Origin of the sequence: Flavobacterium cauense R2A-7 (genome assembly GCF_000498475.1) — a bacterium.
GTDB lineage: Bacteria > Bacteroidota > Bacteroidia > Flavobacteriales > Flavobacteriaceae > Flavobacterium > Flavobacterium cauense.
In genome coordinates this window covers 55632-71154 of record NZ_AVBI01000012.1, presented here as the reverse complement: position 1 = coordinate 71154, position 15523 = coordinate 55632, and the positions used below count along the sequence as shown (strand labels likewise).

Below are 15523 nucleotides of genomic sequence, written 5' to 3'. Positions count from 1 at the left end.
ATTTCGACCAAAGGGAGAAATCACATAATCAATGTCACAAAATTATGAGATTCCTCCTTGCGTCGGAATGACTTTTTTACGGTTTTTATTCTTCCATGTTTAAGTTTTTGGTCACTTTTAAAAGATTTTCAGATAAATTAATCAGCCAAATCAACTGATCGATTACGAGTTGTGCTTCTTCCATTTTCAATTGGAAATCTTCATCGTCAATAGTGTCGCTTCGCAATTCCTGCGCCCGGATGTTTTTCAATTCGGAAAAACTCAAATCCAGTCGTTCCTTTTCATCGTTTGTCAGCGCTACTGCATTTTGTTTTCCGTTAAGGATTTCAATAGCTAAATCTAAATTTCTAATAACCGTTTCGGCAACAATATTAAAGGCTTTTGATGCTTTGGTGGTTTTATGCGATTGCACGTAGGTTCCCAACGAGGCGGCAGACGAAAGGACGGTATGATTCAAAACCACGGCTTTGTATACCTTTGCCTTGTTTTTCTGCTTCGATTTTGGTTCCTGTTTCATTCTCTGGAACGATGCCATCAGGTTTCCAATTTCGATGAAAGCCTGTTTTCGGGATAGTTTATAGGCTACGGTTACTTCGCCTTTCTGATTGTAAAAAAGGGTGATTTCCTTAAGATAATTTCGGTTGGCTGCAATCGATTTTTCAAGATACTTGTTGAGGTTCAGGAATTCCCAGGAAGGCCACAGGAAATAATTGGCTAAAAACGCCAAAACTGCACCAAAAACGGTATCCAGGATGCGGTATTGCACCACTTCGGTTACATTCGGCGTAAGCATTCCGTAAATAAAAATCACATAAATGGTCACAAAAGTGGCGCCTATTTTATAATTGATTTGGGAATACGTAAAACCTAAAATCATCGCAATCACGGATAATGTTCCTAAAATATAATTGTTGTGTACAAAATAAAGCACCCCAAACGCAATAATTCCGCCAATTATCGTCCCGAAAATCCGTTCAAAAGAACGTTGTTTGGTTAAACCGTAACCGGGACGCATGATGACTACGATAGTCAGTAAAATCCAATAGCCGTTTTGAAATGGAAGCAGTTTTCCAATGATAAAACCCACCAAAATGGTTAACGACAACCGAAGGGAATGTCGGAAAGTAGTCGACGAAAAACTCAGATTTTCAAGCAACGTGCCCAAACGATAATTTTGCGGGGTGAGAAACTTTTCGATTTCCTTGTGTTTTCGTTTCAGCTCTTCCATATTCATCGACCCGGTTAGTGCTTTTTCGATAATTTTAATTTTTTCAATCTGTTTTTCGGCGTAATGCTGCATGTTTTTCAGCATCAGAAGTCCTTCAGCAGAACCGGTGGTGCCCACTTCCGTTTGATACCGTTCAATAATTCGTTCCAATTTTTCCAAATCATCAAATAAGGAATGATCGGAAATGTATTTGGTGTTGGTTTCCAGACTTTGGGACAGTTTCTTGAGGGTTTCAGCTATGGTGTACGCCAGATTCTGATAGGTTTTTAACGTCTTCGGATGGTTGTCAAATTTCTGATGCAATTCGTTGTGATTGAAAGCAAAGGAAAGTGCGATTTCGAGTATTTCCACCAGATTGGTAAAGACAATCAGCATTTTTCGGTTTTCATCGGAATTACTCGAATTGATCGTATTTCGAATTAAAAACTCACGAATGTTTTCATGAATTGTATTAATTTCCACCTGAATTTCCAACTGTTTTTCGGTTATTTCGGAACGATTGGCATCAATATTCCATAAATCGCCGCGGAGTTTTAAGTATTTAGAAGTGAGTCGGAGGCAATCGGCAATTTGCAATTCCATGTACCGATGCGGTCGTAAAAAATAAAATAACAGTGAAATGCACAAATAAAACAATCCGCCCGTGAGAATGTAAACCGAATGTTCCACAAGCTCCCAGCCTTTGTAGGAATGACTGAAAGCAAGCGTTACCGTAATCAGGCAAACGAATGAAATCATGTTCGCGCGGTGTCCGTACACGGAAATCATTGAGAAAAAGAATGCTAAAACCAGTAAAACCGGATAGACTATTATCGGATTTTGCTGGATAAAACCAAGCAGTAAGGTTGTTGTTGTGATTAAGAAAACGGCAATTAAGATTCCTTTTACCTTATGACTGAAACTTCCCGGAACATCGCTGGGAAAGGTTAATAACGCTCCTATGGCTATGGCAAACCCCTGTTGAAAATGACCAAACTGTGATAAAATAATTACCGGAAGCACACAGGCAATGGTTGCTTTTAAAGCATTTGCAACGTTGGTGTTGTCGGTATATTTTCGAATTTTATGAATCATATGTTTCAACAGTACAAGGGTAGGTGTTGTAAGAAAAGCAACTATAAATTTAAGAATCATTTCACATATTATGTTTAAAAAAAGCCAAAAGCAGTGAAAGTCTGCCTGATTCTCTCTTTTTTGATTATTTTTGCGGCATAATTAAGCAGCAAAAAATGATTTTACCAATTATAGGATACGGCGATCCGGTACTTCGCAAAGTAGGAGAGGAAATTTCTAAAGATTATCCGAATCTGAAAGAAACGATTGCCAATATGTATGAGACCATGTACAATGCTTATGGCGTTGGATTGGCTGCCCCACAGGTTGGGTTAGCGATTCGTCTTTTTATTGTGGATTGCGAGCCGTTCAGTGACAGTGATGATTTAAGTAAAGAAGAAGCAGCACAGTTGAAAGGATTCAAAAAAACATTCATCAACGCTAAAATTCTGAAAGAAGAAGGCGAAGAATGGGGTTTTAACGAAGGTTGTTTGAGTATTCCGGAAGTTCGTGAAGACGTTTTTCGTCATGAGCAAATCACAATCGAGTACTACGACGAGGATTTTAATAAAAAGACTGAGGTTTATGATGGTCTGATTGCCAGAGTAATCCAGCACGAATACGACCATATCGAAGGAATTTTGTTTACCGACAGAATATCTTCACTAAAAAAACGTTTAATATCCAAGAAATTGCAAAACATCATGGAAGGGAAAACCCGTCCGGATTATAAAATGAAATTTGTTGCCAAAAAAGGCAGATAATTTTTGTTTTTCAATGTAAAGATTAGATATTTGTCACCCTTAAAATAATACACAATCACAATGAGCATAGAAAGAATATTATCCATTTCGGGTAAACCAGGATTATACGATTTAAAATTACAAACAAGAACAGGATTTGTTGCCGAGTCATTAATCGACGGTAAAAAAATCACGGTTGGAATGAGAAGTAACGTAAGTTTGTTATCTGAAATTTCAATTTACACGTACAATGAAGAAGTGCGTTTGTCAGAAGTTTTCAGAAAAATTGCTGAAAAAGAAGATAACGGCCCTGCAATGTCTCATAAAGAAGATAACGATAAATTAGCGGCTTATTTCAGAGAGATTTTACCGGAATATGACGAAGACCGTGTATATGCATCAGACATTAAAAAAGTAATGAACTGGTACAACATGCTTCAGGCAAAAGGATTGGTTTCTAAAGAAGCTCCGGCGCAAGTTGAAGCAGAAGCTGAGAAAACAGAAGAATAATTCTTTCTAAAAAAGATACTGAAAAATAAATCCTGCCTTCGGGTGGGATTTGTTATTTTTACACAAAATTCAACGCAATGAATACACGTCAGCAACAATTGGAAGCTTTTGGCCGTTTACTCGATATTATGGACGATTTGCGCGCAAAATGTCCGTGGGATAAAAAGCAAACACTCGAAAGTTTACGCCATTTAACCATCGAAGAAGTTTACGAATTGGGTGATGCCATTCTGGACAACGATTTGGAGGAAATTAAAAAAGAGTTGGGCGATGTGTTGTTGCATATTGTCTTTTATTCCAAAATAGGAAGCGAAAAGCAAGCGTTTGATATAGCCGATGTGGCGAATTCCATTTGCGATAAATTAATCGACCGTCATCCGCACATTTACGGAGATGTTGTAGTAGAAAATGAAGAACAGGTAAAGCAAAACTGGGAAAAACTCAAGCTGAAAGAAGGCAAGAAATCCGTTTTGGAAGGCGTTCCTAAAAGTTTGCCGGCTTTAGTAAAAGCGAGCCGTATTCAAGACAAAGTAAAAGGTGTTGGTTTCGATTGGGAAGAACCGCATCAGGTTTGGGAAAAGGTACAAGAGGAACTTTCCGAATTGCAACATGAAGTAGAAAGCGCTAATCAGGATAAGATTGAAGCCGAATTTGGCGATGTTTTGTTCTCGATGATTAATTATGCACGGTTTTTGAATGTCAACCCAGAAGATGCTCTGGAACGCACGAATAAGAAGTTTATCAAGCGTTTTCAGTATCTGGAAAGCAAAGCAAATGAAATCGGGAAACCTTTATCGGATATGACTTTGGCGGAGATGGACGTGTTCTGGGAAGAAGCGAAACGGCTTTAGTGTTTAGTAAGCAGAAGACAGAAAGCGGGAAGCAGAAGGTAGAAGCAGAATAGTTTAGTAAATAATAATCAGAATTTGTAATGATAGCTAAAACCCCGGAACCACCTTATTACGCGGTGATTTTTACTTCGGTAAGAACGGAAACAGAAAATGGTTATGCTCAAATGGCCGACAGAATGGTGGAATTAGCAGCAGAGCAACCGGGTTTTTTAGGCGTCGAATCAGCCCGAAATGAAATTGGGATTACCGTTTCTTATTGGACAGACTTAGCAACGATAAAAAACTGGAAAATGAATGCCGAGCATACGATTGCCAGAGAAATCGGACGAAGCGATTGGTACAAAGCGTTTAAAGTGCGCATCGCCAAAGTGGAACGTGATTATGATTTTATAAAATAATAGTAAAATACAAATGAAAAAAATTGCCCTTTTATTGTTGTTAGTTACCAATGTGATTTTTGCGCAAAAAGCAATTAAAGTCACGGAACAAACCATAAAAATTAAGCCCAATTCTGCCGAAGAACTGCTTTTTGGTTTCACGGAAGGTGATCGAATCGTATTTACTTTTTCGGTAGAAGATGGGAAGAAAGTCAGCGAAGTAGCAGTTGCCGAATATCCGGATAACATAAAATTTAAAGTGCTGGATACCAAAAAAGTGAAGAAAGAGGAAATCGTGGTGATTCACAAATCGGCTTATCAGTTCAAATTTAAAAATGACTCGAAAGAGGAAATGACCGTTTCCGTTTTAATTCAGCGCATTCCCCCGGGAGAATCGGCAGTTACTTTCAACACTGCGGTGAAATGGGTAACCGAACAGGATACGACCTGGAATTCATTAACGAAAGATGTTGTTGTCGGATACGATACGCTGCAAATTCAGAAAATCCGAAAAGTGGTGACCTATGAAAAGAAATACGAAGAAATGGTTCTGGATAAAACATCACGGGTAAATGCAAAAACCACTTTCGAATCCAGCACATCTAGTGTTTATTTTACGTTGCCGAAAAATACGATTACCGAAAACGAAACCAAAAAAGTCGTAGCTTGGGCTTATTGGGTTGGGGTAGGAAAAGAAAGTAACGAATACTGGCAGCAAAACCGAAAAATGATTGTAGGAGCAGTTCAGGGCGCCACAACTATATTTACCACACCTTTAGGAGGAATTGCGGCAGGTGCAGTGACCAATTTAGCGTTGCCGTCTATTGGGGAAGATGTGGAATATCTGTTAGTTAACGAAGAAAATAAAAAACTCTTTTTAGAAGAAAAACCGGCTAAATCCTATGATTTCGGAAAAGGAATCGCGGCTTTTAAAAAGTTTACTGAAAGTAATATGCTTCAGGGACGTTATTATGTTGTGCTTAAGAACGATAACTATGTACAGCCTATTGATGTAAACGTAAAAGTTTCCGCTATAATGGAGCATAAGAAGTTCAAAGAGGAAACGTATACCGACAAACAAATCACGCCAAAATACGGCAAAAAAATCGTTTCGGAACCAACAATTACTACCCGAAAGTTTCCGGCGACTTTTGATTACAAACGAAAGTAATATGATATTGGGATTCATATTTGGTGTTTCGATTTTGCAAATTGCAGTTAGCCTTCTTTCAGATTACTATAAATTACGTTTTGTGAAAACTGTTTTTTTTGTAGTGTTGCTGATTTGTAATTTATTTTTTTTCCAAAATATTTTCTTTCTCAGTTAACCAATGAAGGAGGTATAAATTGTGGAATACCACAAATGGCTATTTTTATGGGGTTTTGGTTTATCGGTAACGGAGCTTTGCTGGTTGTCCATTTTTCGTATTATCTTATTAAAAAGTTTGCTTTCAGGAAGAAAATATAATTTCTATATTTGTCAGACAAAAGGAAATGGTGTTCTTCCTTACCCAACCGCTTCACAAAAGCTGATGACGCCTGATTAATAGATGAATAAACACATTTAATCGGGAGAATTATGTATAATAAAGAACAAGAAAAGTCATTCAGACAACCAAGCCAACAAACGTTTCAGATTGCTTTTAATCGTTTTCCAACCACTTTTTATCTTTTAAAATGGTTAGCGATAAGTTGTATCATTGGGGCAACCGTTGGTACTGCTTCGGCAGGATTTCTTATTTCTTTAGACTGGGTTACCAATTACAGAGAACAGCATTTATGGCTGATTGCATTCCTGCCCGTGGGCGGATTGTTAATCGGACTATTATACCATTATTTAGGGAAAGACATCGAAGCAGGAAACAATTTGCTGATCGATACTATTCACGAACCCAAAACCATTATTCCGTTCCGAATGGCGCCTTTCGTGTACCTTGGCACTATGGCGACGCATTTGTTAGGAGGTTCGGCCGGTAGGGAAGGTACCGCATTGCAAATGGCAGGCGCTATTTCGGATCAATTTACCAAGCCGTTTAAACTTTCGCACAGCGAGCGTAAAATTTTAATCATTGCTGCGATTGCAGCCGGTTTTGGCTCAGTTTTCGGGACACCTCTGGCCGGGGCAATCTTTGGATTGGAGGTTTTTCTAATCGGAAGAATTCGCTACAACGCTATTTTCCCTGCGTTTGTCTCCGCTATTTTAGCCGATTTGGTTACTGATCTCTGGCAAGTACATCACACACAATATCACATCGGTTACATTCCGAAATTAGATGCCGTACCGGTACTTTACAGTATTCTTGCCGGAATCGTTTTTGGATTGTGTGCGGCTTCGTTCAGTAAAATTATTCATTTTACGACTTCCATCTTCAAATCAAAAATCAAATATCCGCCTTTGCGTCCGGTAATCGGAGGAAGCATAGTCGCTTTGGCTGTTTTCGCTATCGGTACCACTAAATATATCGGATTGGGTATTCCAACGATTGTGGCGTCTTTTGATGCACAATTGCCAATGTATGATTTCGCTTTAAAAATGGCATTCACCATTCTGACGCTTTCTGCCGGATTTAAAGGAGGAGAAGTTACGCCGTTATTCTTTATAGGAGCCACTTTGGGCAGCGCTTTGTCGTTGTTTGTTCCTTTACCGGTTGGATTGTTGGCCGGAATGGGGTTTGTTGCAGTTTTTGCAGGTGCCACCAATACGCCTTTAGCCTGTATGATTATGGCCATCGAATTGTTTGGGGTAGAATGTGGTGTTTACGCTGCAATAGCCTGTGTAGTGGCCTATCTTTTTTCGGGACACAACAGTATTTATAAAAAACAAATAGTGGGAGAACCTAAAAACGAACGTTTTGAAGCGCATTCGGGGAAACCTATCGGTGAATTGAAAAAATAAATCTTCTAATTTTGATTGCAGTATAAGTATAAAAAAAAATCCCGATTACTATAATCGGGATTTTCTTTTTTATTCCTGTTTCAGACTTCTGATTTGTTTCAGTTTGTCTTTCCAGGTTTTTAATTCTTCTTTATGACGGTCGATGCTTTTTTGTACTTCCTTCACAAACGGATTTTCAGTTTTCGCATTTTTACCGCTGGAAATGAATTGGATGTTGTTTTCCAACTGGATAATATCGCTTTGCATTTCGTCAATCTTACGCATGATGAAAATTTGCTCGTTTTGCAGTTGTCTTTCATCGCCTTCCGCCAATTGTTCCAAACGATTGCTGAATTTTGCCATTTCGGCATCTTTCTTCGACAAACTCAATTTGTCAAACAAGGCATCTAGGATTTTATTAAACTTTCCTTCAATATGACGACGCGCGTGCGGTACTTTTCCAAACGACTTCCAAGTCTCGATATGCTTTTTAATAGCATCTAGATCCGCTTTGTGTTCGCCGGTTAACTGGAATTCTTTCAGACTTTCCAAATACTCTTTTTTCTTGTCGAAAGCTTCCACTTCTTCGCTGCTGGCTTCGTTGCGCTTTTCGTGCATTCTGTCGAAATAGTGGTTGCAGGCATCTTTAAAATCCTTCCAAACACTATCCGAATATTTTCTCGGCACATGTCCGATTTTTTTCCACTCTTCCTGAATCTGTTTCATAATTGGTGTTGTGGCATTAAAATCATCGCTTTCTTGCAATGATTTTGCTCTTTCCACCAAAGCCAGTTTTTTATTCAGATTGTCCTGCTGATCCTTTTTAATGTCTTTGTAAAACGCATTTTTTTGCGCATTGAAGTTACGAACCGCTTCTTTAAAAGCAGCCCAGGTTTCTTCGTTTACTTCTAAAGGCACTTTCCCTGCCTGCATGAACGCTGCACGTAAAGCTTCTATTTTTTCAATCTGACCTTGCCAAGCACTGTGAACTGTAATTTTCTCATTAGCCACGGCTTCAATCATTGCAATGATTTCTCTCTTTTTGGCTAAATTTTCTACTTCAAACTCTCTTGCTTTTGCAAATAAGGCTTCGCGTTTGTCGTGTAGTTGTTTGGTCAGTTCGCTGAAGCGGTTCCATAATTCCTCACGATGTTCGCGGGAAACCGGTCCGATTTCTTCTTTCCAGATTTTGTGTAACGATTGCAATTCACGGAACGCTTTGGCAACATCTTCTTCGTTGACCAATTCTTCTACACGGGAAATAATTTTCGACTTTAACTCATAATTGTGCTTAAAGTCAAGATCGCGCGCTTCACGGTCCAAATGCAAATGGTCATAGAATCGTTCAATATGGAAATGGAAGTTGTTCCAAACGTGGTTGTATTTGTCGCGCGGAATCGGTCCGGCGTTTTTCCAACGTTCGCGCAAATCATTTACGCTTTTCAACATTCCCTGCATGTTGTCGCCGGAATTGTCAATCAGGTTTTTCAGCTCTTCAATAATGGCGGTACGAACATCCAAATTGTGTTTCAGATTGTTCTGCATTTGTTTGAAATGCTGATTTTTTTGGTCTTTATAGTGATTGTAAATCGAATCGAATTTGTGTTTCAACGGTAAATGGTAATCGAAACCGCTGGTGTCGCCATTGTTTTCATGGCTGTATTCATCGCGTTTTTCATCAATAAAATGATGGTATTTCACCATGAATTCTTTTTTGATTTCTTCCACATGGTTGCGGATTGCCATCATTTTTTCATCGGAAACCAGTTTGCTCAGTTCGTCGGTAAGTTCTTCCATCGACATCGCTTCATAATTCAGCATCGGAATATCATGACCTTCACTGATGCTTTCGTCTTCGCTTTCCTCTGCGTTTGAACTTTCAATGGCTGCTATGGCCGATTGGTTTTCCTGAACAGTTTCCTCTTGTGTAATTTGCTCCTGTCCGTCTGCCGTTGGCAGGTTATCATTCTTTTCTTCTAACATTGTAAATAATGCTTAAGTTTAACAAAATTGAGCCGAAAGATACTAAAGCAGCCCGATAATTCAAAGGAAAAACGGATAAATAAACCCGTTTTCCGGATAAAATGTTAATAAAATCGATTAGGAGCGACCCGACCCGCCGTTGCGGGGAATTGGCGAAGCAATGGCTTGGGATTTTTTGGTTTCCGTATTCCTGCTGTCCGTTGCAATTCCCGCAAAAAAAGCGGGAGATTTCCACTCCCATCAGGGCTATAAGAGGAAAGTTTTTGTTGTTTTGGAATGGGTTGAAGTTTCTTAAAACGATTATTTGTTCCAGATTTCCCAGGCTTTTTCTGCCTGAAAAACCAGCATGTCGTAACCGTTTTTGGTTTTTGCGCCCTGCTCTTTGGCTAAACGTAAAAATTTGGTTTCCATAGGATTGTAAATCAAATCAAAAGCTATATGATTTTCGGTAAACAGAGAATAATCCAGTGGCGGACATTCGTCTATATTCGGGAAAGTGCCCACCGGTGTGGTGTTGATGATGATTTGGTATTCACTGAAAAGTTCTTTCGTCAGTTCCTCATACCCCAGCTGATATTCTGAAGGGTTTCTCGATACGAAATCATAATCGATGTTGAGTTTGCGCAAAGCGTAGGCGACTGCTTTACTCGCACCACCGGTTCCGAGAATCAACGCTCTTTGATGGTGTTTTTTCAGTAAGGGTTTAAGTGCTTTTTTAAAACCGTAAAAATCACTGTTGTAGCCTTTTAAGGTGCCGTTTTTCGCAATCTTTATTACGTTAACCGCACCAATTATTTTTGCGTTTTTGGATAATTTTGTCAAATAAGGAATGACTGCTTCTTTGTAGGGAATGGTTACATTCAGACCTTTCAGGTTTTTTGTGTTGGCCAAAATTTCAGGAAATTGTACAATGCTTTCCACGTCAAAATTCTTATACGAGTAATGGGTGAAATTGATTTTGGCAAATTTCTCCGTAAAATACTTTTTGGAAAAAGAATAGCTGATATTCTTTCCCAATAATCCGAATTTTTTCTTCTTTGGTTTTTTGGTTTTATCCGTTTTCATTTTTAACAGTAGGAGTGAAACTTGCTTTTGAATTCCTTGTAAAAAATTATGGTCAGCTAATATCAGTAGCTGACCATAAAGATAATAGTAAATTGTGGTATTTGGTTTACTATTCGTCTGCTTTTTTATGTTTGTCGATGCAATTCTGAACCATTTTTCGGGTCCAGATTACAGGGAATAATTCTTCCAACAAAGTTCTGTTTTCAAAATTCTGACGCAAAGCGTTGCTTAAATGAAATTTTCCTTTCACGTCGTCATGTAGCATGAAATACAATCCGGCCAAGCGATATTCCACTTGGTATTCTTCCGGAAAATATTCCGCAGCCTGTAATAAAGTTTGAACTGCACTTTCGAATTCGCCAAGGAATTGTAAAATGTCCACCCAAAACAACCAAGTGTCTAATTCATAATCACCATATTCCACTGCTTTTCTGAAACCGTATTCGGCTTCTTCGAAAAAATTCAGCGCTTTATTGATGATAGCGTAGCGTTTCCAGTACAATTTATTTTCGTTGTCTATGCCGATGGCTTTGTTGGCATAGTATAGTGCTTTTTGGAAATTCTTCTGACGGATGTAAAAATCGGTAATCGCAATCCAGGCTTTGTCCAATAACGGATCTTCGTGTACGGTTTTTTGATAAAACTGTAACGCTAACTCGTAATTGCCTAATTTTTCATGGCATTTTCCAACACGCAATAAGGCAAAGGAAGTTGCATCGTCCAATTCCATGGTAACGCTGTAACAATCAATTGCTTCCTGATATTTTTTCAGTTTCTCCAGTGCTTTGGCTTTTTCAAGATAAGCACCTAAGAAATTTTCATCGATTAAGGTAGCATAATCGAAAGCACGAACGGCCTGATCATAATCCTTAGTCGTGTAGTATTGACGACCTAATTGGTGCCAGGCTACTTCGCTGTAAGGATTTCTGTCGATGAAACTGTTCAGGAACAATATAGCTTCGTTGTATTGGTCTAAAAAGTCAAAACAATACACTACATTGTATAAGGCCGAATGGTCTTCGATATCTTCGTCCAAACATTTGATGAAATTTTCTTTCGCCTTTTCCAAATCGTCCATGAACAGATATTCCATCCCGATTAAGGAATAAACATCGGCATAGTCGTCGGTATATTTTAAGGCATATTTCAGTAATTCAACGGCTTTTTCGTGTTCATCCCTTTTCGAATGAATATTTGCCTTCTGAATATAAATTTCTTCGTTTGTAGGTTCGATGGCATACAACTCGTTCAGCATTCTTTCTGCAATATCGAGTTTGTCCTCAAAAATTAAAAGTTCTACTTGAACCAACTTCAAACCGGTTGATTTGGGGTGTTGTTCTAAGCCTAATTTTAAAGCCTTTTTGGCTAAGTTTATTCTGCCCGTGTCGAGATAATGAAGAATAATGTCTTCAAACTCTTCCGAGTCAAAGAAGAATACCTTGTTGGTTTTCAACATGGATTCAAACTTCGATAAGGATAAACTGTTTTCCTCTTCCTCGTTACTCAAATACATACTCCACTTGTTTAAAATTATCCTTATTAAAATTACTAAAGGTTTTAGGTCCTTTAGTGATGAACGTCTTTATGTTGTAAACAATATTATTAACAATTTTTTTAATTGATAATTGATAATTGATAATTGATAATTGATAATTGATAATTGATAATTGATATAATTATTAAAGCACTCTAATTGTTAATTATCCATTGTTAATTTTTAATTGTTCATTGATTCCTCCATCACCTCATTCATAGCTTCAAGAATGATGCCACAACCTTCTTCAATCTCTTGGTTGGAAAGAGTTAGGGGCGGAGTGATACGGATAGCGCAACCTTCAAACAACAACCAGAATAAAATAAGTCCTTTATCCTGACATTTAAAAATAACTTTATTGGTGATTTCAGGACTTTCTGTCATAGCCGCGAGCATTAAGCCTTCGCCGCGAATTTCTGTTATTAAAGGATGTGTCAGTAATTTACGAATTAATTGCTCTTTTTCCAAAGCCTGAGGCATTAAATCGGTTTCAAGAAGTTCTTTTAGCGTAGCTAAACAAGCTGCAGCAATTACGGGATGTCCGCCAAATGTTGTGATATGTCCTAATTTTGGATCATGGCTTAATAAATCCATGTATTCCGCTTTAGCCATGAAAGCGCCTACAGGCATACCACCACCCATGCCTTTGCCCATCACGACAACATCGGGTACAATATCGTAATTCTGGAATCCGAACAGTTTTCCGGTACGGCCAAAACCCGGTTGGATTTCGTCTAAAATCAATAAAGCGCCTACTTCGTCGCAACGCTGGCGTACTTTTTTAAGGAAATCGTTTTGCGGTTGTATGAATCCGGCACCACCCTGAATGGTTTCCAGGATGATTCCGGCTGTTTTTTCAGTTATTTTGAGTAAATCTTCTTCATTGTTAAAGGTGATGAAATCTACATCGGGAATCAAGGGGCGGAAGATTTGTTTACGTTCTTCGAATCCCATTACGCTCATCGAACCCATGGTGTTTCCGTGATACGCATTATGGCATGAGATAAGCTGACTTCTTCCGGTAACGCGGCGCGCCAGTTTTAAAGCGCCTTCCGTTGCTTCAGTACCGGAATTAACCAAATAAACTTTGTCTAATGGGGCAGGGGTGTTTTCGGCTAATAATTTGCATAATTCTACCGCCGGATCCTGTGCATATTCACCATACACCATTACGTGTGCATATTTGTCCAATTGGTTTACAATGGCCTCACGCACCCGCGGATGCTGATGACCCAGTGTACAGGCTGATACGCCCGCAACAAAATCCAAATAGGCTTTTCCATTAGTGTCGTAGATATAAGAACCTTTGGCGTGGGAAACTTCCATGCCTAAAGGATAAGGGGAAGTTTGGGCTTGGTATTTATAGAAATCTTTTAACATGGTGGTAGGTATTCGTGTATTCGATAATTGGGTTGTTTGTAAACTCGCTATTGAAATATTATAACGGATTCTTAATTGTTGACTTCATGAAATTCTTCGACAAGCTCAGAATGACAAACGGGATGTCTGTATTTTCAATTTGTTATCTTCAATCTGCCTCATCTGCCTTCTGCAATCTGATTACTGAACACTGATTACTATTTCTTCTTCTTTTTGGCAACAGCTTTCTTAACGGGCTTGCCGTATTCCAGTGTTTCTTTTTTAATCTCCATCGGTTTTTCGTCTGCAATAGCATCTTTTTTGCTCTGAATCTGAGCCTTCTCGTCAAGGGCTAATTCTTCGGCTGAAAAAATATCTTCGAGTCGTTTTATTTCTTCATCGCCGCGCCAAACGAAACCGCGCAGTTTCCGTGCGTTTTCAGGCAACTCGGTTTCCGGATAGATTTGTCCTTCTGCATTAACCAATTTAGTTACCGTTTGTATCTGATTGTCTTGTAATTCGAGATGAATGTTACTGCAAACACCCTTGTCGATTCCAATCAATTCGTTTTTGTCGTTGTACATATAGTAAATCATCTCGGCATTTTTTACCATATCAACTTCGTACAATTTATTGTCCCGAAACTTTCCGTACAGGTTTTGTCCTTTTACCTGATTGTAGCCGTTGCCGATAGTGTCTTTTTGAACAATAAAAGCATTGTTCAGTACTTTTAAGGAATCCATTTTTTCGGTTTTATTATTACCGATAAGATGCATAATGTCGCCGGTTAATTGACTTTTCTGACTCCACAGCACGGGTTTTCCGATCAGTTGCGTCAGTCCTTTTTGTTGGTCGGAATGAATGGAATCACATTTTCCGCTCATGTCTGATTTGAAAATTCTGGCATTCTTAAAACCGCGTACGATGCGTTCTCCTTGTTTTCCGGTTACCAAGAGTTTTTCTGCGTGGATGTAAACAGAATCATTTTCCACAAAACTGGCAATCAACGCTTTTTTGGTGATGAACATTGAATCTTTCGCTCGGTGCATTTCCGCATAATGACCGGTAACGACCATACGATTGATGGTGTCGGTAATTTTTACATTATTGGTGGCTGACGAGAAATTCCGTTTCCCGTCGTAATAAATTTTATCGCCTTTTATTTTCCGATTCTGATAGTCAATAGTGGAGTTTTTCGATAGATTGGACGTTTGGTTCTTAGTGTCGTAAAACCCATTTTCAGTATAAATTATATTGCCTTTGTTGTTGATGGTGGAAGGTCCGAAAACATAGGCGTGACCTGAATCTTCATAATAATCCAGATGATTGGTTTTAATGGTGGATTCCGGACTGGTAACCGTAACAGCCGTTTTAAACTGGTATTTTTTTTCATTCAGAAAATAACGTCCCGATTTGCTTCGCAATGTATTTTCCTTATTGATAATGGTTCCGTAAGTGTTGTAATAGGCTTGTTGGATGCTTCGGTCGAAGTTAATCGTGTCGGTTGTTAAGGTAGATTCCGGTGAACGTAAAACCACATCTCCAGTTGCAAACGCAAACTTCTGATTTCCGTTGTATTCGGCATATTTACTGGTCATGGTAATGGAATCGCCCTGATTTAAACGTACGTTACCAAAAGCTTTTACGTAATTTTCATCTTTAAAATGATATGCTTTGTTGCAATTGATGATTACGCCATCGTGTTCCACCTGTACATTTCCGGTGAACAGAATCGCGCCGGGAATTTCGGTCTGATTCATATCAATGAAATCTGAGTTGATGATTCTGATGACTTTCTTTTCCTGAGCCAATGAATGGAAACCGATGAAAAGAACACTTATTATGAATAGAAAATAGTTTTTCAATGTCTGAAATTTTGTCCAAATTTAAGTAAAATCTGTGAAAGCCGATTTTTATTAAGAATTATTTATAACTGACTAATAAT

The 15523-nt window shown here is 38.7% G+C and carries 12 protein-coding genes and 1 riboswitch; of the genes, 6 read left to right on the top strand and 6 right to left on the bottom strand.

The window, feature by feature from the left end; genetic code table 11:
* Nucleotides 1-85: 85 nt before the first annotated feature.
* On the bottom strand, nucleotides 86-2302 hold the full coding sequence (locus tag FCR2A7T_RS04095) for an FUSC family protein (protein ID WP_023570020.1): 2217 nt from the start codon (nucleotides 2300-2302) through the stop codon (nucleotides 86-88).
* Between the two features lie 155 nt (nucleotides 2303-2457).
* Between FCR2A7T_RS04095 and def the strand changes: the two genes are divergently transcribed.
* The 6 genes from def to FCR2A7T_RS04065 all read left to right on the top strand — a co-directional run bounded on the left by def (nucleotide 2458) and on the right by FCR2A7T_RS04065 (nucleotide 7658).
* Nucleotides 2458-3045, top strand: a complete 588-nt coding sequence (gene def, locus FCR2A7T_RS04090) for a peptide deformylase (RefSeq protein ID WP_023570019.1) — start codon at nucleotides 2458-2460, stop codon at nucleotides 3043-3045.
* Nucleotides 3046-3105: 60 nt separating this feature from the next.
* Nucleotides 3106-3534 carry a DUF5606 family protein gene (locus FCR2A7T_RS04085; RefSeq protein ID WP_023570018.1) on the top strand — a complete coding sequence of 143 codons (429 nt, stop codon included), beginning with the start codon at nucleotides 3106-3108 and terminating at the stop codon, nucleotides 3532-3534.
* Nucleotides 3535-3611: 77 nt separating this feature from the next.
* A complete protein-coding gene (gene mazG, locus FCR2A7T_RS04080) occupies nucleotides 3612-4385 on the top strand; it encodes a nucleoside triphosphate pyrophosphohydrolase (RefSeq protein ID WP_023570017.1) in 774 nt (257 codons plus the stop codon).
* An 80-nt stretch (nucleotides 4386-4465) separates the two neighbouring features.
* Nucleotides 4466-4783 carry an antibiotic biosynthesis monooxygenase family protein gene (locus tag FCR2A7T_RS04075; protein WP_023570016.1) on the top strand — a complete coding sequence of 106 codons (318 nt, stop codon included), beginning with the start codon at nucleotides 4466-4468 and terminating at the stop codon, nucleotides 4781-4783.
* 13 nt (nucleotides 4784-4796) lie between these two features.
* Entirely contained in the window at nucleotides 4797-5933 is a 1137-nt protein-coding gene (locus FCR2A7T_RS04070; RefSeq protein WP_023570015.1) for a hypothetical protein, read from the top strand.
* A 310-nt stretch (nucleotides 5934-6243) separates the two neighbouring features.
* Nucleotides 6244-6311, top strand: a riboswitch (Fluoride riboswitch).
* Nucleotides 6312-6341: 30 nt separating this feature from the next.
* The gene (locus FCR2A7T_RS04065; protein WP_023570013.1) at nucleotides 6342-7658 is read left to right on the top strand and encodes a voltage-gated chloride channel family protein; all 1317 of its coding nucleotides are present in this window, start codon (nucleotides 6342-6344) and stop codon (nucleotides 7656-7658) included.
* A 69-nt stretch (nucleotides 7659-7727) separates the two neighbouring features.
* On the opposite strand, the gene FCR2A7T_RS04060 is transcribed toward FCR2A7T_RS04065, so the two are convergent.
* The 5 genes from FCR2A7T_RS04060 to FCR2A7T_RS04040 form a co-directional block, all read right to left on the bottom strand.
* Complete coding sequence (locus tag FCR2A7T_RS04060) at nucleotides 7728-9620, bottom strand: DUF349 domain-containing protein (protein WP_023570012.1); 1893 nt, start codon at nucleotides 9618-9620, stop codon at nucleotides 7728-7730.
* 300 nt (nucleotides 9621-9920) lie between these two features.
* Nucleotides 9921-10685 carry a shikimate dehydrogenase family protein gene (locus tag FCR2A7T_RS04055; protein ID WP_023570010.1) on the bottom strand — a complete coding sequence of 255 codons (765 nt, stop codon included), beginning with the start codon at nucleotides 10683-10685 and terminating at the stop codon, nucleotides 9921-9923.
* A gap of 109 nt (nucleotides 10686-10794) precedes the next feature.
* Nucleotides 10795-12198, bottom strand: a complete 1404-nt coding sequence (locus FCR2A7T_RS04050) for a tetratricopeptide repeat protein (protein ID WP_023570009.1) — start codon at nucleotides 12196-12198, stop codon at nucleotides 10795-10797.
* A gap of 204 nt (nucleotides 12199-12402) precedes the next feature.
* Nucleotides 12403-13599: an aspartate aminotransferase family protein gene (locus tag FCR2A7T_RS04045; RefSeq protein ID WP_023570008.1), complete on the bottom strand. Its 1197-nt coding sequence runs from the start codon at nucleotides 13597-13599 to the stop codon at nucleotides 12403-12405.
* A 197-nt stretch (nucleotides 13600-13796) separates the two neighbouring features.
* Nucleotides 13797-15443 (bottom strand): OstA-like protein, encoded by a 1647-nt coding sequence (locus FCR2A7T_RS04040; protein WP_023570007.1) that lies wholly within the window; start codon nucleotides 15441-15443, stop codon nucleotides 13797-13799.
* Nucleotides 15444-15523: the final 80 nt, after the last annotated feature.